General features: G+C 75.1%; 20 protein-coding genes. 9 read left to right on the forward strand and 11 right to left on the reverse strand.

Annotated features, from left to right (window positions below; translation table 11 throughout):
* Window positions 1-29 precede the first annotated feature (29 nt).
* The 3 genes from JOE43_RS03400 to JOE43_RS03410 all read right to left on the reverse strand — a co-directional run bounded on the left by JOE43_RS03400 (window position 30) and on the right by JOE43_RS03410 (window position 3115).
* Window positions 30-221, reverse strand: a complete 192-nt coding sequence (locus JOE43_RS03400; protein ID WP_209519293.1) for a hypothetical protein — start codon at window positions 219-221, stop codon at window positions 30-32.
* Between the two features lie 79 nt (window positions 222-300).
* The gene (locus JOE43_RS03405) at window positions 301-981 is read right to left on the reverse strand and encodes a hypothetical protein (RefSeq protein ID WP_209514697.1); all 681 of its coding nucleotides are present in this window, start codon (window positions 979-981) and stop codon (window positions 301-303) included.
* A 184-nt stretch (window positions 982-1165) separates the two neighbouring features.
* Window positions 1166-3115 carry an IPT/TIG domain-containing protein gene (locus JOE43_RS03410; protein WP_209514699.1) on the reverse strand — a complete coding sequence of 650 codons (1950 nt, stop codon included), beginning with the start codon at window positions 3113-3115 and terminating at the stop codon, window positions 1166-1168.
* Window positions 3116-3397: 282 nt separating this feature from the next.
* Here JOE43_RS03410 and JOE43_RS03415 point away from each other — a divergent pair, with 282 nt between their 5' ends.
* Together JOE43_RS03415 and aqpZ are read left to right on the forward strand one after the other, a co-directional pair.
* Window positions 3398-3850 carry a phage holin family protein gene (locus tag JOE43_RS03415; protein WP_209514700.1) on the forward strand — a complete coding sequence of 151 codons (453 nt, stop codon included), beginning with the start codon at window positions 3398-3400 and terminating at the stop codon, window positions 3848-3850.
* 88 nt (window positions 3851-3938) lie between these two features.
* Entirely contained in the window at window positions 3939-4733 is a 795-nt protein-coding gene (gene aqpZ, locus JOE43_RS03420) for an aquaporin Z (RefSeq protein WP_209514702.1), read from the forward strand.
* A 78-nt stretch (window positions 4734-4811) separates the two neighbouring features.
* Here the strand turns inward: aqpZ and JOE43_RS03425 are convergent, their stop codons facing one another.
* Together JOE43_RS03425 and JOE43_RS03430 are read right to left on the reverse strand one after the other, a co-directional pair.
* Entirely contained in the window at window positions 4812-5267 is a 456-nt protein-coding gene (locus tag JOE43_RS03425; RefSeq protein WP_209514704.1) for a hypothetical protein, read from the reverse strand.
* 49 nt (window positions 5268-5316) lie between these two features.
* Complete coding sequence (locus JOE43_RS03430; RefSeq protein ID WP_209514706.1) at window positions 5317-5631, reverse strand: Dabb family protein; 315 nt, start codon at window positions 5629-5631, stop codon at window positions 5317-5319.
* 562 nt (window positions 5632-6193) lie between these two features.
* Here JOE43_RS03430 and JOE43_RS03435 point away from each other — a divergent pair.
* The gene (locus JOE43_RS03435) at window positions 6194-7471 is read left to right on the forward strand and encodes a multidrug effflux MFS transporter (RefSeq protein WP_209514708.1); all 1278 of its coding nucleotides are present in this window, start codon (window positions 6194-6196) and stop codon (window positions 7469-7471) included.
* Between the two features lie 204 nt (window positions 7472-7675).
* On the opposite strand, the gene JOE43_RS03440 is transcribed toward JOE43_RS03435, so the two are convergent.
* The gene (locus JOE43_RS03440) at window positions 7676-7849 is read right to left on the reverse strand and encodes a CsbD family protein (RefSeq protein ID WP_156370161.1); all 174 of its coding nucleotides are present in this window, start codon (window positions 7847-7849) and stop codon (window positions 7676-7678) included.
* Between the two features lie 245 nt (window positions 7850-8094).
* Window positions 8095-8532 carry an arsenate reductase ArsC gene (locus JOE43_RS03445; RefSeq protein WP_209514710.1) on the reverse strand — a complete coding sequence of 146 codons (438 nt, stop codon included), beginning with the start codon at window positions 8530-8532 and terminating at the stop codon, window positions 8095-8097.
* Window positions 8533-8686: 154 nt separating this feature from the next.
* Here JOE43_RS03445 and JOE43_RS03450 point away from each other — a divergent pair, with 154 nt between their 5' ends.
* Window positions 8687-9169, forward strand: a complete 483-nt coding sequence (locus tag JOE43_RS03450; RefSeq protein ID WP_209514712.1) for a hypothetical protein — start codon at window positions 8687-8689, stop codon at window positions 9167-9169.
* A gap of 122 nt (window positions 9170-9291) precedes the next feature.
* Here JOE43_RS03450 and glsA read toward each other — a convergent pair whose 3' ends face one another.
* On the reverse strand, window positions 9292-10233 hold the full coding sequence (glsA, locus tag JOE43_RS03455; protein ID WP_209514714.1) for a glutaminase A: 942 nt from the start codon (window positions 10231-10233) through the stop codon (window positions 9292-9294).
* Window positions 10234-10474: 241 nt separating this feature from the next.
* Entirely contained in the window at window positions 10475-11524 is a 1050-nt protein-coding gene (locus tag JOE43_RS03460; RefSeq protein ID WP_209514715.1) for a TerC family protein, read from the reverse strand.
* A gap of 182 nt (window positions 11525-11706) precedes the next feature.
* On the opposite strand from JOE43_RS03460, the gene JOE43_RS03465 reads away from it, so the two are divergent.
* Window positions 11707-12300: a TetR/AcrR family transcriptional regulator gene (locus tag JOE43_RS03465; protein WP_209514717.1), complete on the forward strand. Its 594-nt coding sequence runs from the start codon at window positions 11707-11709 to the stop codon at window positions 12298-12300.
* Between the two features lie 203 nt (window positions 12301-12503).
* On the opposite strand, the gene JOE43_RS03470 is transcribed toward JOE43_RS03465, so the two are convergent.
* Both JOE43_RS03470 and JOE43_RS03475 read right to left on the reverse strand, forming a co-directional pair.
* Window positions 12504-15095, reverse strand: a complete 2592-nt coding sequence (locus tag JOE43_RS03470) for a glycoside hydrolase family 3 protein (protein ID WP_209514719.1) — start codon at window positions 15093-15095, stop codon at window positions 12504-12506.
* A 299-nt stretch (window positions 15096-15394) separates the two neighbouring features.
* Window positions 15395-15919, reverse strand: coding sequence for an SRPBCC family protein (locus tag JOE43_RS03475; protein WP_209514721.1), 525 nt, complete (start codon window positions 15917-15919; stop codon window positions 15395-15397).
* Window positions 15920-16169: 250 nt separating this feature from the next.
* On the opposite strand from JOE43_RS03475, the gene JOE43_RS03480 reads away from it, so the two are divergent.
* The 4 genes from JOE43_RS03480 to JOE43_RS16100 all read left to right on the forward strand — a co-directional run bounded on the left by JOE43_RS03480 (window position 16170) and on the right by JOE43_RS16100 (window position 20323).
* Window positions 16170-17003 (forward strand): sugar phosphate isomerase/epimerase, encoded by an 834-nt coding sequence (locus tag JOE43_RS03480; protein ID WP_209514723.1) that lies wholly within the window; start codon window positions 16170-16172, stop codon window positions 17001-17003.
* Window positions 17000-18121, forward strand: a complete 1122-nt coding sequence (locus tag JOE43_RS03485; protein WP_209514726.1) for a Gfo/Idh/MocA family protein — start codon at window positions 17000-17002, stop codon at window positions 18119-18121. The genes JOE43_RS03480 and JOE43_RS03485 overlap by 4 nt, the downstream gene beginning before the upstream one ends.
* A 240-nt stretch (window positions 18122-18361) precedes the next feature.
* The gene (locus JOE43_RS03490; protein ID WP_209514728.1) at window positions 18362-18985 is read left to right on the forward strand and encodes a DUF1992 domain-containing protein; all 624 of its coding nucleotides are present in this window, start codon (window positions 18362-18364) and stop codon (window positions 18983-18985) included.
* 126 nt (window positions 18986-19111) lie between these two features.
* Window positions 19112-20323, forward strand: coding sequence for a C40 family peptidase (locus tag JOE43_RS16100; RefSeq protein ID WP_209514730.1), 1212 nt, complete (start codon window positions 19112-19114; stop codon window positions 20321-20323).
* Window positions 20324-20586: the final 263 nt, after the last annotated feature.

Below are 20586 nucleotides of genomic sequence, written 5' to 3' on the forward strand. Positions count from 1 at the left end.
TCCGCTCCGCACACCGCGCCTCCCGCCCGTCAGTCCGCGAGCCGCCCGCGCAGCACGATCGCGATCTCCGAGGCGTCGAGGTTCGCGAGGGCGTCGGCCAGCACGTCGGCGTCGAACAACCCGTTGTCGCGGGCGTCGAGCAGGGCCTCCCGCTGCGCTGCCAGCATCACGCGGGCGTGCGCCACCGACGCGTCGAACGCCTCGTTCGAGCGCTCAAGCACCGGCGCCTCGGGGCGAGCGTCGCGGCCGCGATCACGAGCAGCGCGGTCATGAGCACCGCGAGCAGCTCGGCGACCTCCATCAGGCCTCGAGCAGGATGCGCAGCGCTGCGACGAGCGCCTTCACGTCGGCCCGGAGCGCGGCGGCCTCGGCCTCGAGGGCGGCGGCACGGCCGGCGGGGGCGGGGGGAGCGGACCCGGACGCGGCCTCGGCGGCGGTCGAGCGGGTAGCGGGGGAGGCGGGGTGTGGGTCGCGTGCCGGCTCTGCGTCGGCGGCGGTGTCGGGGTCGTCCTCGTCGTCGACGTCGTCCTGGTCCAGCTCGTCGTCCGCCGGCTCCAGATCGGGCTCGGGCTCGTCCGTGTCCTCCGACGTGGGCGTCGGCTCGGCGTCGTCCTCCGTCACCACCGACTCCTCAGCGGTCGGCTCTTCCGCGTCGGTCGGCTCCGCCACGGCGTCCGTCTCGTCGGCGACCGCCTCGTCGTCGTCAGCGTCCTCGCCTGCGGGGGGCGCCTCCTCGAAGGCCGGGGCCGGCTTCGACGTGCGGACGACCTGCGAGAACTTGGGGCGCGGCTTCTTGGGCGCGGCCGCGGACTCGGGCGACGCCTCCTCGACCCAGTCGGCGAGGGTCTGGCGGGGCACGCTGAACTCGTCGGAGACCACCGTGAGCACGTTGCGGTCGCCCGGGTTGGTCATCCTGCGCTGGAGGACCCGCGCGGTCGCGGCCTCCTTCGTGGCGTCGTCGTACCACTCGTCGAAAGGCATGCGCTGATTCTAGGGACGCTCCTGCGGTCGGTCCGCGCGATCCCCGCACCACACACCTAGAGGGCCCCGCTGATGCACCGAGGCCCTCCGGTCGTGCGCCGGGCGGGGCTCACGGGGCCGAGGCCCCTGCCCGCCCGGCAGGTCGGTGCAGCGCGGTCAGCGCGCCGCCGTCACGGCGCCGCCGTCACTCGCCGCCGCCGTCGCGCGCGGCCCGGCGGCGGGCGCCGACCAGCAGCGCCGTGCCGAGGGTCAGCATCAGCGCCGAGCCCAGCAGCACGCCGCCCGTGCCGTCCGAGCCCGTGTAGGCCAGGCCGGAGGCGCGGGTGCTGCCGACGGGGCGGGGAACGACGCGGTCGCCCCCGGCCGGGACGATGGCCGCGGGCGCGACGTAGGTGAACGGCAGCGCGTCGGACGCGCCTCCCGCCGTCGTGACCACGATCGTCGTGGCGCCGGCCACGCAGGCCGGGGTGACGAACGTCAGGCGCGTGCCGTCAGCGGAGACCGTCACCGCGGTGGCCGGGATCGTGACTCCGCAGATCGTCACCGTCGTCGCCCCGGGCACGAACGGGCCGCCGATAACCGTGACGGTGTCGCCGCCGGTCGTCGAGCCCGAGCCGGGGTCGACCGAGGCCGCGCCGGGCTCCGCGAGGTACGTGTAGCCGTCCTCGAGCACCGTGGCCCCGTCAGCGCCGTCCAGGACGACGTCGACCGGGCCCGCGACCCCCGCCGGGGTCACCACCGTGACGCGCGTGTCGGTGGGGGTCCCGACGATCGTCGCCGCGACTCCGCCGAAGGTCACGTCCGTCACGCCGGCGAGGCCGGTGCCCGAGACGACCACCGTCTGGCCGCCCGCCGTGGGGCCGGCCGTCGGCGAGATCGAGACGACGGCGGGGCCGCCGGGGCTCACGTAGACGAAGGGGCTCGGTGCGGTCGTCGTCACTCCCGCGGGGGCGGTGAGCACGACCTCGGCGACCCCGGTGCCGGCCGGGCTGGTCACCACGACCTGCGTGCCGTCGGGCGAGACCGAGACGACCGTGCCGGGGGTGCCGTCGAACGTGACGCCCGTGGTCGTGTCGAGGCCGGTGCCCGTCAGGGTCACCGTCGTGCCCCCGACGGCCGGGCCCTGCGTCGGGTCGATCGCCGTGATCGCCGGCGCGACGTACGTGTAGGCGAGCTCAGCCGCGCCCGCCGTCGGCTCGGTGACCGTGACGGTCACGGGGCCCGCGGGGGAGGCGGGGGTCGTCGCCGTGAGGGAGGCCCCGTCGGCCGCCACGGTCACGGCGGTCGCCGGCAGCGTGCCGAACGTCACGGTCGTGTCGGGCGTGAAGCCGGTGCCCGTGATCGTGACGACCTGGCCGCCGCTCGTCGGGCCGACGACCGGCGTGATGCCCGTCGCCGTGATCTGCGCGGCCGCACCCGCGGTCGGCGACTCGCACGCGGCCGACGCGAGGGTGACCGTGCCGAGGGGCACGTCGACGATCGTCGTGGCGCCGACGGTGCCGCTGAGGGTGAGGGCGGCGACGACCGAGGTGGCGGTCGCGCTGCCGAAGCGGGCCTGCTCGACGCGGCTGACGTCGACGGTCAGCGTCGCTCCGAGCAGGTCGCCCGCCAGCGCGGCGCTCGCCGAGACGGTCGGGGTGGTCGCGTCGAGGGTCGCCGCGGTGCCGAAGAGGGTGAGGCCGACCAGGCCGGCGTCCGCGGTCGTGCCGCCGCCGCCGACCGGGCAGGTCACGTCGGCCGTGACGGCGTCGGCCGTCAGCACGTCGATGCCGAGCAGCGACACCGCCGCGCCCGCGACGTCGGACGACGCCGACGAGCCGGTGGTCGTGCTGGAGGCGCGGGTGCTGACCGCGCCCACGGTCACCTCCCCGCCCTGGACCGTCGCGAGGGTCGACCCCTGGCTGTCGAAGGCCCCGGGCGCGCCGCCCGTGCCGGCGGTGACGAGGCCGACGGCTGCCGTCGCGTCGAGGGCGACGAGGCCGGGGACGGTGCCGGTCAGCGCGACGCCGGCGCCGAGGGCCGAGGCGTCGCTCGGAGCGGCGGAGGCTGGTGAGGCCAGGAGGACGGACGAGCCGAGGACGAGACCGGCGGTGACGCCGATCGCCGCGGTCCGCGAACGCAGGACAGATCGCATGTGTTGCTCCTTCGCAACAGGGTGCCCCTGATCGGCACCGGTCCGCCGAATCTAAGCTTTTCTCACGGTGTCGTCACCCCCAGTGCGAGGGTGACCGGTGCGGTCTCGTTTCCGCCGATGCGCGGTCGCGCTGGCCGGGGGGCGAGTGCCGGGACGGCCGAAGCTGGGAGGGGGCCGGAGGCGCGTGACCGGTGGCGAGCGGGACGCGTCATGTAGGGGAGTCCTGCACCGCGCCTCCTGAGGGGAGGGCGGGCGAGCAGGGCCGCGACTCCGGAGGAACCCATGTCTGACGACGACACCCGCGAGGCCCCGCGCCTGCGCGACCAGCTGAGCAGCCGGGCGATCGAGCCGATCGTCCGCGCCGTCCGCACCGAGATCGGGAAGGCGCAGCGGGAGGTCGCCGACCGCGCCCGCAGCGCCCGCACCGGCCTCGTGCTCGTGGGCGTCGGCGCCGTGCTCGCCGTCGTGACCGTCGGGCTGCTCGCGGCCGTCGTCGTCACCGCGATCGCCGTCGCCCTGCCGCTCTGGGCCGCGACGCTCATCGCCTTCGGGGCGTTCGCCGTCGTGTCGGCGATCGTCGTCCGCGTGGGGGTCTCGGCGATCAGCCGCGGCGTGCCGCCGGTGCCGAAGGACACGATCGCCGAGCTCGGCGGGCGCCGCGGGGCGGAGCGCGACGACGGTGACCGCGACCGCGACCGCGACCGCGAGCGCGACGGCGCTGCTGCGCGCGACTAGCGCGGCTGCTCCTCGCCCGGCGGCCCCCGCCTCCCCCCGACCTCTCCCCGACCTCTCCCCGACCCCCGAACACAGGAAGCAGCACGCCATGGCACGCCAGGACCAGAACCCGAAGCCCGTCAGCCGATCCACCTCCGAGCAGCGCACGCAGCACGCCGAGACCTGGTCGAGCGGGGCGCGGTACGCCTCGGAGGCGTTCGGCGCCTTCCTGCTCGTGCTCGGCGGGGTGGGCACGGCCGTGCTCGCGTCGTCGTTCCCCGACGACGGCAACGCGCTGGGCGTCGGGTTCGTCGGCGTCGCCCTCGCCTTCGGGCTCAGCGTGATGGGCGGCATCTACGCCGTCGGCCACATCTCGGGCGGGCACTTCAACCCGGCCGTCACGGTCGGCGCCGCCGTCGCGGGGCGCACCGAGTGGCGCCACGTGCCCGGCTACGTCGTCGCGCAGATCGTCGGCGGCGTCGCCGGTGCGGCGGTCGTCGCGGGAGTCGTCGCCGACGGCCCCGCCGGCGCGTTCGCCGCGGCGCGCGAGTCGGGCTTCGCCTCGAACGGCTGGGGCGAGCACTCGCCCGGCGGCTTCGGCCTCGGCGCCGTGCTGCTAATCGAGGTCGTGCTGACGGCCGTGTTCGTCGGGGTCATCCTCTCGGTGACCGCCAAGAAGGAGTACGCGGCCCTCGCGCCGCTCGCGATCGGCCTCACGCTGACGCTGGTCCACCTCGTGAGCATCCCGGTCAGCAACACCTCGGTGAACCCGGCCCGCTCGATCGCCGCCGCGGTCTTCGCGGGGCCGGACGCGCTCGGCCAGGTCTGGGCGTTCATCGTCGCCCCGCTCGTCGGCGCGGTCGTCGCCGGGGTCGCGCACCGGGTGCTGCGCCGCGCGGCGTGAGGTGAGCTGCGGCTCCCGCCCGGCCGGCTGGCCTCGCCGGGGGCGGGGCGGGGCGGGGCGGGGCGGCGCAGGGTCAGGTCAGGAGTCGCGGTGCCGGTCGGGCCCCGGGGTCGGCCGGTCGTGCGCGAACCAGCGGGCGAGCAGCCGCGCGCTGGCCAGCAGCAGGGCCGCGAAGGCCGTCTGGTTCACCGCACCCCACACCGGGATGCCACCGACCACCGCGATCACCGACCAGTTCACGGCGATGTCGGTGAGGATCACGACGAGCCCGAGCACGACCCCCGCGCGTCGCCGGAGCAGCAGCAGCACGATGACGAGCGGGTCCCACAGCGTGAGCGAGACCCAGAAGGCCCGGAGAGCAGGGTGGAAGTCGGCGTAGACGTCGGCTCCTCCGACGACGAGGTCGGTCACGTGCGTCGTGGTGCCGACGGCGAAGCCCGCGATCCAGAGCCAGCGGAGGAGCCGGGCGGCACGGTGCGGTGGTGCGGCGATCCCCTCGGGCGCGGGGCCGGGAGGCGGGGTGACCGGCTGCACGGCGTGAGCCTAGCGGGGGTCTCGACCCGCGCCTCCTCGGGGCCTCGGGCTAGGCAGCGACGTCGAAGACGACGATGCGGGCCGCGGACTCCTGCAGGAACGTCGCGACCTCGACGTGCTGGGGGTGGGGCAGGTAGCCGTCGAGGGCCGCCTTGTCGCGGAAGTGCACCGCGAGCATCCAGTCGAACCCGCCCTGCAGGTCCTCGTCGCCGATGTTCGGGCCGCTCGTCACCGACAGCACGCCGTCGATCGACGTGAGCTTCTCGGTCGACCGCGCGCTCGCCTGCTCGGCGGTGCCTGCTCCGGCGGACTCCGCCCACTCGACCAGCACCACGTGCACCACTTCTCCTGCTCCGAACGCCATGGGTCTTCCTCTCGTCTGCGGCGCCGACTCGCTCGGCGCCTCCGTCGATCCTGCGCCTCCCGCCCGGACGGCGGCAGGGAGCGCGCGTCCCCCCGCCCCCGCACCTGCACCTGCCGGCCGGCGGGAGTCGCGGGTCGGCCCGTGCAGGTGAACCACGTCCTCGCACCCGAACCAGGCCGCGGCGTGGTTCGGGTGCGACGACGTGGTGCCTCTCGGGTGGCTGCGGCGGCGACGGGCGGCGGGTGGCGGGCGTCGCGCAGGATGACCCGATCTGACGTGTCAGCGGGGGACGGTCCAGATCCGCTCCTCCACTCCGGAGTGGATCAGCGGATCTGGAGGGTGCCGTCTCCTGGCGCGTGCCGCGTACGGCAGCTGGGCCCGGTCGAGGAACCACGTCCTCGCCGGCGAACCAGGCCGCGGCGTGGTTCGCGTGCGACGACGTGGTGCCTCTCGAGCCGGGCACCCCGTTCTCGCACGGGCACCCTGCCGCGGCGGGGTTCGGGGGCGAGGACGGGGTGTGCGACGGGGCGGGAGGCGCCCGGCCCGACTACGGTGGGCCCGGATGAGCGACGACGACGTCACCCGCCCCGGCGACCCCGGCGACCCGCCCGGCCCGCGCGACCCCGCCGCCGGCGCCCCCGCACCGCGCTGGGCGCCCCGCCGCGGCGCCGTCCTCACGATCGGCCTCATCGTCGGCATCTCGCCCTTCGCGACCGACATGTACATCCCCGGCCTCCCGGCGATCGCGGCCGACCTCGACGCGTCGACGGCGCAGGTGCAGCTCAGCCTCACCGCCTTCCTCGTGGCGTTCGCCGTCGGCCAGATCGTCGTCGGGCCGCTCAGCGACGGATCCGGCCGGAGGCGCGTCCTCCTCGCCGGGACCGCCCTCTTCGCCCTCGCCTCCCTCGCCTGCGCCCTGGCCCCGGACTCCACCACCCTCGTGCTCGCCCGCGTCGTGCAGGGCCTCGGCGGCGCCGCCGGCAGCGTCGCCGCCCGCGCCATGGTGGGTGACTCGACCACCGGGGTCGCCCGCAGCCGCCTCTTCGCGACCCTCGCCGCGATCAACTCGGTCGGGCCCGTCGTCGCCCCGCTCATCGGCGGGCTCGTGCTCGCCGCGGGGTCGTGGCGCGCCACGTTCGCGCTGCTCGCCGTGCTGGGCACCGGGCTGACCGTCGCGGCGTGGCGACAGCTGCCGGAGACCCTCACCGCGCCTCCCCCCGGCGGAGCCTCGCTCGGCGCCTCGCTGCGCCGCATGGGCGGGCTGCTCGGGATCCCGCGCTTCCGCTGGTACCTCGTCACCGGCTGCGCCGCGACGATCGGCTTCTTCTCGTACATCTCGACGTCGTCGTTCGTCTTCCAGCAGCAGTACGGGTTCAGCGAGGGGCTCTACACGCTCGTCTTCGCCTCGAACGCGTCGTGCATGATCGCGTCGACCCTCGTGTTCCGCCGCCTCGTCGGCCGCTTCGCCGAGGACCGCCTCTTCACGATCGGCCTCGCCACCTGCACCGTCGGGTCGGCGCTCGTGCTCGTCGGAGCCGTCTCGGGGGCCGGGCCGGCGCTGATCTGGCCGGCGCTCGCGCTCGTGACGGCGGGGTGGGGCTGGGTGATCCCGGGCTCGATCACGCTGACGCAGGCGCTCGGGCACCGGGCCCCCGGCACGGCGGCGGCCCTGGTCGGCGGGCTGCAGTTCGGCCTCGGCGGCGCGGCCACCCCGCTCGCCGGCGCGCTGGGCGGCACGGCGGTCGCGATGGGCGGGCTGATGCTCGGCTTCATCGCCGTCGGGCTCGCGGTGCAGCTGTGGGCGTCACGGCCCGGCGCGCCGCAGGGCGACCGAGGGTAGGAGTCGCGGGTCGGGACGCAGAGGAGGCGGGACCCACCCCTCGCGGGGCCGAGTGGTCACGATGTGCTGCTCCCGGGGTCGCTGAGGCGCAGATCGTGACCACTCGGCGGCATGCCCGGCACGCCCGGCACGACGGAGGGCCCGGCGTCTGCGACGACGCCGGGCCCTCCGGGCATCCGGTGCGCGAGCACCGGGGGAGCGGGACTAGTGGTCCGTCGCGTCCTTGGCCTTCTCGGTCTCCATGCGGGCCTCGCTCATGGCCTGGTCCTTCTGGCCCTGGTGCGTGAGCTCGGCGTCGTCGGTCTTCTTGCCGACGGCCTCCTCGGCGTGTCCGGCGACCTTCTGAACTGCGTCCTTTGCCTTGTCTCCGAGCGACATGACGTCTCCTTCGTGAAGTGGGTGCCGACGAACGTCGACTGAACTGGACGCTAGGCCGGGCGGAGTCGCGGGGCCTGTCTGCCCGGCAGGTTCACAGCCCGGGTGCGTCCGGTGGCCATGAGCGGGGCCCGGGCCGCCTGGTGAGCCCGAGCCGGCGGGCGGCGGTGCCGAGTGGTCACGAACTGCTGCTCCGCGGGCGCGGGAGGAGCAGATCGTGACCACTCGGCGTGCGCGGCGGGGGCGGGTCAGGCGGGGGCGATCTCCGCGACGAGCTGCTCGACGCGGCGACGGATGTCGTCCCGGATCGGACGCACCTCGTCGAGGCCACGGCCGGCCGGGTCGGTGAGCTCCCAGTCCTCGTAGCGCTTGCCCGGGAAGACCGGGCACGCGTCGCCGCAGCCCATCGTGACCACGACGTCGCTGTCGCGCACCGCCTCCGTCGTCAGCACCTTCGGCTGCGCCCCGGCGATGTCGACCCCGACCTCGGCCATGGCGGCGACGGCGACGGGGTTGATCTGGTCCTTCGGCTCGCTGCCGGCCGACAGCACCTCGACGCGGTCGCCCGCGAGGTGCCGCAGCCAACCGGCGGCCATCTGCGAGCGGCCGGCGTTGTGCACGCAGACGAAGAGCACGGCGGGGCGGGCGACGGGGGCGGGGGCGGGGGAGTCGGCGGTGTCGGTCATGGTGGTCTCCGGGGTCGGGTCGGGTCGGGCTCGGGGGTGGGCCGATGATACGGGGCGCGGGTGTCTCGCCGGCTCGAGCTCGCGCCTCCCTGCCCGGCTCGGCCCGCGCCTCCCCGGGGTGGCGCTCCCGGGCGAGAGGGCGCACCATGGCGTGATGCGATCCGACCGAGACCTCACCTCCGTGTCCGAGCCCGCTCGCCCCGCCGTCGTCGACCGGGTGCGCGAGACCCTCGACGAGGCGGCCGCCCGTCACGGCGGGCGCGTCCGCGTCACCCACAGCTACGTCGCGGCCCCGCAGCCGGGAGGCGCGGGTCGCGTCGCCGGCTGGCAGTCACGCGTGCAGGTGGCCGGCGTGCGTCGTCGCCCCGTCGACCTCTGGTGCGCCGTCGACGCCCGCGACCTGATGGTGCTCGGCGGGGCCGACCTCGCCGGCTGGCGCCTCGACGACCCCACCGCGGAGCGCGAGTGCCGCGCAGCCCTGGGGCAGCTCGTCGACGACTTCGTCGCTGGACGCCTGCCCGTCGACCGCACGTCGGAGCTCGCCCGCACGGGCGCCGTCGTCACCCTGCTCGCGACGGCGGCCGCCGCGACGGCGCTCGCCGTGGCGTCGGTGATCGCGGGGCGCGGCAAGCGCTGAGCTGAGCCGATCGGGGTCGAGTGGTCGCGATCGGCTGCTCCCGGGGGCCCCGACGAGCAGTTCGTGACCACTCGCCGCCGCGCCGCGCCGCCGCCCCTCGGCCGCCCGGCCGCCCGCTCGCCCTACGACGCGAACGCGTGCAGCCCGAGCTCCCGGCTCAGCAGCGAGCTCGCGGCGGCCCCGCGCACGCTCGTGCCCTGCGCGTCGAGGGGCGGGCTGAAGACCGCGGCGCCGAGCACGCGGGGGGACGACAGGACGATCGCTCCCGAGACGCTCGACTTGGCGGGCACGCCGACCTCGCGCATCCACCGCCCCGATCCGTCGTAGACGCCGCACGTCGCCATCACCGACACCACGTCGCGGGCGACGCCCGGGTCGACGACCTGGACGCCGGTCACCGGGTTGCGCCCGCCGAGCGCGAGCGTCGCGCCCATCACGGCGAGGCACCCGGCGTCGACCAGCACCGCGCACGAGCGGGCGTAGGCCTCGACGGCGTCGTCGGCGGTGACGTGCAGCGTGCCCTCGGAGCGCATCAGGTGCGCGAGCGCGTGGTTGCGGTCGCCGAGCAGCTGCTCGGAGCGGCTCACCTCCTCGTCGACCTCGAGGTCGCGCCCCGCGAAGGCGCTGAGGCCTCGGAGGATGCGCGCGGCACGCCCGTCGGCGTCGCCGCCGTCGACGAGGGCGGCGGTGAGCAGGGCCCCCGCGTTGACCATGGGGTTCGGCGGGCGGCCCGTGCCCGCCTCGAGCTCGAGCGCGTCGAAGGCCTCGCCGGTCGGCTCGATGCCGACCCGGTCGAGGGCGTCGCCGCCGGTGTCGGCGAGGGCCAGCGCGAACAGGAACGGCTTGACCGCCGACTGCACCGAGAACGGGGTGCCCGCGTCGCCCGCGGAGCGCACGGCGCCGTCGGGCAGCGCGAGCGCGACTCCGAGCAGGTCGGGGTCGGCGTCGGCCAGCTGCGGGATGCTGTCGTCGACCTCGCCGCCGCTCGTCGCCCGCACGCGGCGGAGCAGGTCGTCGAGGTCGAGGTCGTGGTCACGACGCCGGACGTCGTCGGGGGTGGGCATGCGACCAGCCTGTCAGCGCGGCCCCGTGGCGGCCCGGCCGGGCGAGGGGCGGGAGGCGCGGCCCGGGTCGGCCGGATCCCGAGAGGAGGCGCGGAGCGGGCCGGCAGGGGCGCCGTGCGGGAGGCGCGGGGCGGGCCCGCGGGACCACGTGCGGGAGGCGCGGTGCCGGCCTGGGCCGACCCGCGCCTCCCGGGGCTGCGTGCGGTGCGTGCGTGCGGTGCGGGTGCGCACCGTCGCGTCGTCAGTGGCGGCCGGCGCCTCCGTCGGCGTGGTCGTCGTGCGCGTGGGTGATGGGCTCGCCCTCGACGCGCTCGCGCTCCTTCTTCTCGGCGTCGCCACGGGTCTTGGCGAGGCTCGCCACGGTGGCGACGGCGATCGTGAGGCCGATGAACATCAGCGAGAACCAGATCGGGATCTCGGGCACCCAGAGCAGCGGCTCGCCGCCGTTGATGAAGGGGACCTCGTTGACGTGCAGCGCGTGGAAGACGAGCTTGAGGCCGATGAAGGCGAGGATGACCGCGAGGCCCTGCGACAGGTAGACGAGGCGCTCGAGCAGGCCGCCGATGAGGAAGAACAGCTGGCGGAGGCCCATCAGCGCGAAGGCGTTCGCGGTGAAGACGATGTAGGGCTCCTCGGTCAGGCCGTAGATGGCCGGGATCGAGTCGAGCGCGAAGACCAGGTCGACGAAGCCGATGGCGATGACGCAGAGCAGCAGCGGGGTGACGAAGCGCTTGCCGTCGATCTTGGTCGTGAACTTGTCGCCGGCGAACTCGTCGTGCACCGGCAGCACCCGCCGGGCGATCTTGACGAAGGCGTTGTCGGCCGCGTTCCCCCCGTGGCTGCCCTTGATCTGCTGGTACGCCAGCACGAAGAGCAGGGCGCCGAAGATATAGAAGACCCAGGAGAAGTTCTCGATCAGCGCGGCGCCCGCGGCGATGAAGCCGGCGCGCATGATGAGGGCGATGACGATGCCGATCATCAGCACCTTCTGCTGGTAGATGCGCGGCACGGCGAAGCCGGTCATGATCAGCAGGAAGACGAAGAGGTTGTCGATCGACAGCGCCTTCTCGGTGAGGTAGCCCGCGAAGTACTCGCCGCCGTAGCCCCAGCCGCTCGTGAACCCGATGCCGACGCCGAACAGCAGCGCGAGGCCGATGTAGAAGGCCGACCAGCGGGCGGACTCGCCGATCGTGGGCTCGTGCGGCTTGCGCACGTGGGTGAAGAACTCGTAGACGAAGAAGGCGATCGTGACGCCGATCGTGATGAGCCAGGTGGTCAGGGTGATGTTCACGGGGTGCTCCGCGGGTCTCGGGCAGGGTGCGGGTCGACGTCCGTGCGGGCGCGCGGACGGGGAAGGGCGGGTGTTCTGCTCCTCGACAGTAGGTCGGAGGCGCTGTCAGCCTGCTCGCAGGCAGCCCCCAGCCTCCTGAGAAGCTGCAGTGCCTGCACGGGCGTGTCCCCTACCGTGGCCTCGTGACCACCGCACCCGGGCCCGTGCCGAACAGCCGCGGCGTGCGCCGTCGGAAGGACATCCTCGACGGAGCCCGCGCCGTGTTCGCCGAGGTCGGCTTCCGCGGAGCGACGATGGCCGCGATCGCCGCCCGCGCCGAGGTCACCCACGCCGGGCTGCTCTACCACTTCGCCACGAAGGAGGACGTGCTCGAGGCCGTCCTCGCCGACGGCAGCGAGCGGGGCCGCTCGATCGTCGAGGCCGGGCGGGAGGGGGCGGACCACCTCGAGGCGCTCGAGCAGCTCGTGGCGCTGAACGCCTCCGACCCGGGGTGGTCGCGCCTCTTCTCGGTGCTGCTCGGCGAGAGCGTGTCGCCCGGGCACCCGCTGCGCGACCGCATGGCCGAGCGGTACGACGGGATCTCGGCGTCGCTCGCGGCGCACCTCCGGTCGCTGCGCACGGAGGGCGGCGCCTGGTCGGACGACGACCTCGACGGGCTCGCCCGCGTGCTGCTCGCCGTGATGGACGGGCTGCAGTTCCAGCAGCTGACGGGCGCCCGGTCACAGATGAGCGCCGACTTCGGGCTGCTCGTCGAGGCGGTGCGCCGCTCGCTCTGAGGGCTGTGCGCCGTGCGCCGTGCGCCGAGCGCCGAGCGCCGTGCGCCGCTCGCTCTGAGCGTTGAGCGCTGAGCGCTGAGCGCTGCCCGCCGTGCGCCGTGCGCCGTGCGCTCCGCACCCGCGGACGACCGACGCCGACCGTGCCCGAGGGCAGCGGCCGGCGTCGGCGGTGGTGAGCTGGGGCCGGAGGCGGCCCCGGCTGCCTAGCTCGCGCCTCCGGCAGCCCTGCGGCGGCGGATCACCACGAGTCCGAGACCGAGCAGCACGAGCAGCGCTCCGCCGACGATGCCGGGCAGGGCGTCGCTGCCGGTGAAGGCGAGCGGGGTGCCGTCGGCGGCGGTCGCTCCCGCGACGACGCGGAGGTCGTCCCAGCCGTACAGCGACCCGTCGGCGGCCTGCACCACGACGCGGTGCGTGCCCAGGGCCGTGCCGGCCGGGATGGTGACCTGCACGCTCCCGTCGACCGAGGCCGTGGCCCGGGCGAGCACGACGGGCTCCGAGTGCAGCCAGACCGCCACGTCACGCCCGGCCCCGGCGGCGCCGAGGTCGACCGTGATGCGCTGCCCGCGCTGAGCCGTCGCCGGCACCGACACGGAGCCGCGGGCGGCGTCGGTCAGCTGCGCGTCGGGCACCGGGACGGTCGTCCCCGTGCCGGGCGCGGGCGAGGGCGACGGAGCGGGCGTGCCGGGGCCGCCGGGCGTGCCGGGCGTGCCGGGCTCGCCGGGGCCGGGCGTGGGCTCCTCGCCCGCGTCGCCGTAGCTGAGGCCGAAGCCGTACGCGAAGAGCGGCGTCGCCGTGTCGTTCGGCACGTCGGACAGCTGCGCGTCGACCTCCGCCATCGACGAGGGCAGCTCGAAGGGCAGGCGCCCCTCGGGCTCGGCGGCTCCTGTGACCACGGCGAGCAGCGCCTCGTCCGAGACGCCGTACGCGCCCAGGACGGCGTCGCTCGACTCCACGACGTTCCCCAGCACGAGCGGGCGCGACAGCTGCGGCACGGCGATCGTCAGGGCGCCGGCGGCGTGCGCCGCCTGCAGGGCCTGGAAGTCGGCCTCAGCGCCGGTGAAGTCGAGGTCGGTGAGGTCGTCGCCTCCGCGCGGGTCGGTGAGGCGCACGATGGCGACGTCCGCCTCCTCGGGGGTCGCGACGGGCGTCAGGCCGGCCGCGGTCGCGGCCTCGGCGGAGACCCCGGAGAGGTACGCGGTCGTGCCGGGCGCGACGGTGCCGTCGGCGTCGCCGAGCGGCAGGGCCGCGGCGCCGGTCGCGGGCACGACGTCGTTCGACAGCAGCGTCAGCGACCGGGCCTGGTCGTCGAGGGCGACCGCGCGGGAGGCGGCGCTCCCGACGATCTCGTCGGCGGCGGCCGGGTCGACGTACGGGTCCTCGAAGAGGCCCAGCTGGAACTTCTGCGAGAGCACGCGCTGGGCGGCCTCGGAGACGCGCTCGTCGCTGAGCAGCCCGGTCTGGACGGCCTCGACGATGTACTGCGGCTTGTCGCTGCCGCCGATGATGTCGACGCCCGCGTTGATCGCGCTGGCGTAGCGCGCCGGGAGGCTCAGGCCCTCGACGCCCCACGGCATGCCGGCGCCCCAGGGGCCCACGAAGGAGGCGGGGGGACGGTTGTCGAGGCACGCCTGCGGGCAGTCGTTGGCGATGCCCCAGTCGCTCGTCACGACGCCGTCGAAGCCGTACGTGCCGCGCAGCAGGTCCTGCAGCAGGAACTCGTTGTGGCCGGCGCCGACCTGCTCGATCGGGCCCTGGCCGGGGACGACCTCGAGGTCCTTGAGGATCGAGTACGTCGGCATGATGCCCGCCGCGTCGACGTCGAACGCGCCCTCGTAGGGCACGACGTGCTCGGCGAAGTCGCCGCCGGGGAAGGCCGCGTAGCGGCCGTAGTAGTAGTGGCTGTCGTAGCCGTCGACCTGGGCGCCGTAGCCGACCCAGTGCTTGACGACCGTGGCGACGCCCTCGTCGGTGATGCCGTCGGTGCCGCCCTGGAGGCCCTGGACGTACGCGCCGACGTGGTCCTTCACGGTCTCGCCGACGGAGCCGAAGGTGCCGTTCTGGCGGGTCCAGCGCGGCTCGGTGCTGAGGTCGGCCTGGGGCGAGAGCGCCTCGGTGATGCCGACGGCGCGGTACTCGTCGCCGATGATCTCGCCCATCGCGAGCGTCGCGGCGGGGTCGCCCACGGCGCCCATCCCGATCGCGTCCGGGAAGGGCGTGAAGTCGGCGTTCGAGACCGTCTGGCCCTCGGTGACGCTGAAGCCGTTGCGGGGGTCGGTGCTGATCTTGAGCGGGATGCCGAAGGGCTCCGCCTCCGCGGCCTCCTGCAGCTGGTTGTGCTGCTCGGCCAGGGCGCCCGCGCCGATGCTGAGGCGGGAGATGTAGGTCGAGATGTGGCGGTCGCGCAGCAGCGGGTCGAAGGCGGCCCGGTCGTACGTGCCGCGACCGGTGAGGCTGGCGTGCATGAGCAGGCCGGCGCGCTGGTCGAGGTCGAGGCGGGCGACGAGGTCGGCGGCGCGCTCGTCGGCGGTGAGCCGCCAGTCCTCGTAGGGCGTGAGGTCGCCGCTGCGGTCGAGGTCGCGGAACTGCAGCCCGTCGACGGTGATGATCTCGGTCGAGCGCGACTCGAGGGTCGGCTGGGCAGCGGCTGCTGCCCCCGGGCCGGCGGCCGGGTCGGCGGCGAGGGCGGCGGGTGCCGGCGTCGCGGCCAGGGCGAGCGAGGCGACGAGCGCCCCTCCCGCCGTCACGCCGAGTGCCCGGCCCCTGCGGCCGGCACCGTGCGTCAGTGATCGCATGTCTACTCCTTCGTAGGCTCGCCCCTCCCCCATCGGAGGGGCACAGCTGAGCTAAAGCCCCCGTTCGGATTAAGTCAAGCCGACTTCAGGAACTCGCGCGGGGCGGGGGCGCGAGAGGGGAAGGGACTGCCGTTCCGCTCTGAAGTGGATCAGCGATCCTGGACTGCCGACAGTGAGGGCGGGAGTGCGGGCGAGAGCGACCCGGACGGGCGGTCACGAGCGCCCGTCCGGCTCGGACTCGCCCGTCGTCACAGCTGCCCCCGCGAAGGGCTGCAGGGCCGCGGGCCCGGCAGGCGCCCTCAGCCTCGGCGGTCGAGCTCGTGCGCGATGCCGCGCAGCACCCTCGCCATGTACGGCCCCCAGAGCAGCCCGACGATCAGCCGCACGACGAGCCCGGCCCCCCACCGCGCCCGGAACGTGTACCGCCACGAGATGCGCGTGCCGCGCCCGCGGGTCGAGCCGTCGCTCGCTCCTCCCGCGCTGTACCACCACTCCGCCCGCCCGCTGCGGACGAGCAGCCGCAGCGGCCCGCGGAAGTCGCTCAGCTCGTACGTGAACGCCCCGACGCGGTCCGCCGGCCCGGGGCCGGGCGGGTCGACCTCGACGATCGTCTCGGTGACCGAGCCGCCGTCCGACAGCTGCAGCCGACGCGTCTGGCCGGGCGTGCCCCAGCCGCCCGTCTGGTCGTGCACGGCGACGACGCCCGGCAGCGGGCCCGACCGGGGGTAGAACCCCACGGGCGTCAGGGGAGTGCCGATGTCGAACGCCCGGTCGACCGGTGCGGTGGTGACGGCCTCACGGGTCGCGCTGACTGTCGTCGTCATGGGCAGGGATTCGGAGTCGCGGGCCCGGTCGACTGGTCGGTCTCGCCCCCGAGAGGGTCACGTCCCGCCGCGCCCGGCTCCGCGGCCGCCCGCCGACCCGACCCGCGCCTCCTCGGGGGTAGGCCCCGCGCCTCCTGATCCTGCCGATCAGACGACGACTTTTGCATGTCGGTCGACAGAAGTAGCAGAATGAGCACGGGCCGCCGCACCGTGACGCGCCGCAGACCACCGGATACGAAGGAGCATCCCCATGAGCACACCGTCCGTCCAGCTCTACAGCGTGCGCGACGCCGTCGCGGAGGACCTCGACGGGGCCGTCGCGCGCCTCGCCGAGATCGGCTTCACGAAGGTCGAGCCCTACGGCTTCGCCGAGCGCCCCGCCGAGATCGCCGCCGCGCTCAGCGCCGCCGGCGTCACCGCGCCCTCCGGCCACGCGGCCGTCATCGACTCCGACGACGCCGAGCAGATCTTCGCCGCCGCCGAGCAGATCGGCCTCGAGACCGTCATCGACCCGTTCATCCCGAGCGACCGCTGGCAGACCGCCGACGACGCCGCCCGCATCGCCGAGCGCGTCAACGAGCTCACCGCCCAGGCGGCCTCGCACGGCCTCCGCTTCGGCTACCACAACCACCAGTGGGAGTTCACGAACGAGGTCGACGGGCGCCCGATCTACCACTCGTTCGTCGAGCAGCTCTCGCCCGAGGTCGTCCTCGAGCTCGACACCTTCTGGGCCACCGTCGGCGGCCAGGACACCCCCGCGCTGCTCCGCCAGCTCGGCGACCGCGTGCAGTTCCTGCACATCAAGGACGGCAAGGTCAGCGGCGACATCGCCACCGCCCTGCCCAGCAGCGAGAGCGCGCTCGTCGTGCCCGACGCCCTCAAGGCCGCGTTCGAGAACCAGACGCCGGCCGGCCAGGGCGACGTCGACGTCCGCGCCATCCTCGAGGCCGCGCCGCACGCGCTGCGCGTCGTCGAGTTCGACGCCTACTCGGGCGACGTCTTCGCCGGCATCGCCGAGTCGTTCGCCTGGCTGAAGGAGAACGACACCACGCAGCTCGACGGCACCGACGGGGTCACCGCGTGAGCGGGGGCAGCACGGGCCGCACGGGCGTGGTCGGCGTCGGCGTCATCGGGGCCGGCAACATCAGCTCGCAGTACCTCGAGAACCTCACGAAGTTCCGCGACGTCGAGGTGCGCATGGTCGCCGACCTCGACCTCGCGCGGGCCGAGTCGCAGGCGACGACGTACGGCGTCGCCGCCCACGGCACCGTCGACGAGCTGCTGTCGCGCGACGACATCGAGATCGTCGTCAACCTGACGATCCCGGCCGTGCACACCGAGGTCGGTCGCCAGATCGTGGCCGCGGGCAAGAACGTCTGGAGCGAGAAGCCCCTCGCCCTCGACGCCGAGTCGGGCGCCGAGCTGCTGTCGGCCGCGCGGGAGGCGGGCCTGCGCGTCGCGTGCGCCCCCGACACCGTGCTCAGCGGCGGCATCCAGTCGGCCCTCCGCGCCATCGGCCGCGGCGACATCGGCGAGCCGCTCACGGCGACGACGATGTTCCACGTGCCCGGCCCCGACGCGTGGCACCCGGACCCGGACTTCCTCTTCGCGGTCGGTGCCGGCCCGCTCTTCGACATGGGCCCGTACTACGTGACGACCCTCGTGCACGCGTTCGGGTCGGCCTCGCGGGTGTCGGCCGTCTCGTCGAAGTCGTTCGAGCGCCGCACGATCGGCAGCGGCCCCCGCGCCGGCGAGACCTTCCCCGTCGAGGTGCCGACGCACCACGCGGCGCTGATCAGCTTCGAGGGCGGACAGTCGGCGCAGTCGACGTTCAGCTTCCAGAACGCGCTGCCCCGCATGGGCTTCGTCGAGATCAGCGGCACCGAGGGCACCATCGTGCTGCCCGACCCCAACATGTTCGACGGCGACTCGACCCTCTGGCGGTTCGGCCAGGAGGAGCCCGAGACGCTCACCGCCTCCGGCTCGTTCTGGGGCCGCGGCTCCGGCGTCGTCGACCTGGCGCGGGCGATCCGCGGCGGCGACGACGAGAAGGCCAGCGGCGCGGTCGCGGCGCACGTCCTCGACGTGCTGCTCGCGGTCTCGACCGCGGCGGAGCAGGGGTCGCCCGTCGACGTCACCTCGTCGGTGCCGAAGCCGACACCGCTGCCCGAGGGCTGGGACCCGGCCGCGGCGACGCTGTAGGGAGCTGGCGGAGGGCGGCCGAGGCCGCCCCGGAGCCGAGGAGGCGCGGTGTCGGGACGACCGGCACCGCGCCTTCTCGGCGTCCTCCGTCCCGTGCGTCGTGCCTCCCTCGTGCGTCCGTGCGCTGTCGAGTGGTCACGACCTGTCGTCGCCGGGCCCCCGGAGCAGCAGTTCGTGACCACTCGGCGGGCTCCGGACGGGCCCCGGACGACGTCGGAGGCGCGGCGTACCCTCGTCGGCATGGCCAGCGAGAAGTCGGACCCGCGCCTGGACGCGGCGCGCTACCGCGCCGGGGGCGAGGCCCCGGCGGAGGACGCCCCCCGCGACACCCGCACCGCCGCCGAGATGCGCGCGTGGGCCCGCACCGCGATCGACGTCGCCGTCGCGCGCGGCGACTTCGACGACCTGCCCCTGGCGGGCAAGCCGCTGCCCGGCCTCGCGGGCGACACGGTCGACCCCGACTGGTGGATCCGCGGCCTGATCGAGCGGGAGGGCCTCACCGGGCTGGCGCCTCCTGCCCTGTCGCTCCGCACCGAGCACGCCGAGTTCGACGACACCCTCGACCGGCTCGGCAGCGAGGCCGCCGTGCGTGCCCACGTCGACGACTACAACGCCCGGATCGTCGAGGCCCGCCGCCAGCTGACCGGCGGACCGCCCGTCGTGACCCCCACGCGCGACGTCGACGACGAGGTGCTGCGCTGGCACGAGCGTCGTCGTGCGCGCCGCGCGGCCGCCGCCGCCGAGGCCGCCGCGGCGCCGCCGCCGCCGAGCTGGCGCGAGCGCCGGGCCCTCCGTCGCGAGCTGCGTCGTCGCCGTGAGGAGTCGCGGGTCGAGCCCCCGGAGCGGCCTCCCGCGAGCGGGTGAGGAGGGTGAGCCATCGACGGCTCACCCGCGTGAGCGCGGAGCCCGGTGTGCCCTGGGGACTCGTGCGGAGGGCGCTCCGGCGATAGGGTCGAGTGTTCCCGACGAGTGACCGAGAGGACCGACCGCGTGACGAGCACCGCCTCCGCCGACCTGTCGGGCCCCGAGAACTCGGATCGCGACGTGTCGACCACCGGAGGCGGAGACGCCCCGCTGCTGCGGCCTCGAGGCCGTCGTCGGGCCCAGGCCGCCGTGCTGCCGACCACCTGCCGGGCCTCGTTCGTGCAGTCCGACGCCCTCGTCGCCGCCTCCGAGGCGGCCACCGGCCCCCTGCTCCGCGGTCGCCGTTCGGCCGCCCGTGCCGACGCCGTCGCCGCCGAGGCGGCGGAGCTCGCTGGCGAGCCGGTCGCGGCCCCCACTGCAGGCGTGAGCCGCAAGGTCGTGTCGGCCAGGGCGGCGTCGGCGAGCCGCGCCGCGGACTCGACCCGCGCCTCCGGCCGGCGCGCTCCGGTGCCGAGCGCGGCGTCCGTGCCTGCTGCTGCCGCTCGTGCCGCTGCCGCCCCTGCTCCTGCCGCCCCTGCTCCTGCTGCTGTTGCTCCTGCCGCTCGCGGGCGACGCGCTGCTGTGGTCCCTCCCGCTGCGGCGCCGACGGCTGCCCCTGCCGCTCGTCGTCTCGGCGCCGTGGTGAAGAAGGTCTCGGTGGTCGCGGCGCTGATCGGCTTCGCCGCGAGCGGCACGCTGCCCCTGCTCGCGAGCGCCGACCAGGGAGCGCAGGCCGTCGCGGCCGGCCCCGGGGCGTCGGCGGTGCGGGGAGCGTCGCAGAGCCTCTCCGTCGACGGCGACGTGGTCGACGCCGACATGAGCCGTGACGCGTACTCGGCGACGTCGTTGGTCGACCTGGCGACGCAGGTGAAGTTGAACTCCGCCGCTGCGAGCACCTCGGTGTGGGACGGCCGCACGACCGAGAGCTACCTCGCCGACCCGCTCTACCCGACGCTCGACCGCGACCAGGTGCTGGCCGTGGCGATGCAGTACATCGGCACCCCGTACGTGCACGGCGGCGAGGACCCGACGAAGTTCGACTGCTCGGGCCTGATCACGTTCGTCTACTCGCAGTTCGGCATCTCGCTGACGCACTACGTGCCCACGCAGGACACGGAGGGCACCCGGGTCTCGGCCGAGGACGCCGTGCCCGGCGACCTCGTGGTGTTCGACAACCTCGCGCACGACGGGATCTACGCGGGGAACGGGATGATCCTCGACGCGCCGAAGCCCGGCGGCTTCGTCGCGGTGCGCCCCATCTGGGACCAGCCGCACCACTTCGTGCGCATCGGCGCCTAGGCCCGACCCCGGTCCCGGTGCACTCTGGCGCATCGAGCGCGTCGGGTGCGGAAGTGACTCCCCAGATTCGTCGATCCACTCTGGAGTGGAGCAGCCCCGCCGCGGACGCGCGTTCTGCCGAGCGCTGTCGCGGTCGGTTCGGCGGGTCCGTGTCCTCCTGGGCGGGCCGGCGCCGACCCGCCCAGGAGGACGAGGACCCGCCGCACCCCGCCGCGGCACCGTCCCCGCAGGTCACCGGGCTCGCTCCTCCACTCTGGAGTGGA

Origin of the sequence: Frigoribacterium sp. PvP121 (genome assembly GCF_017833115.1) — a bacterium.
Classification (GTDB): domain Bacteria; phylum Actinomycetota; class Actinomycetes; order Actinomycetales; family Microbacteriaceae; genus Frigoribacterium; species Frigoribacterium endophyticum.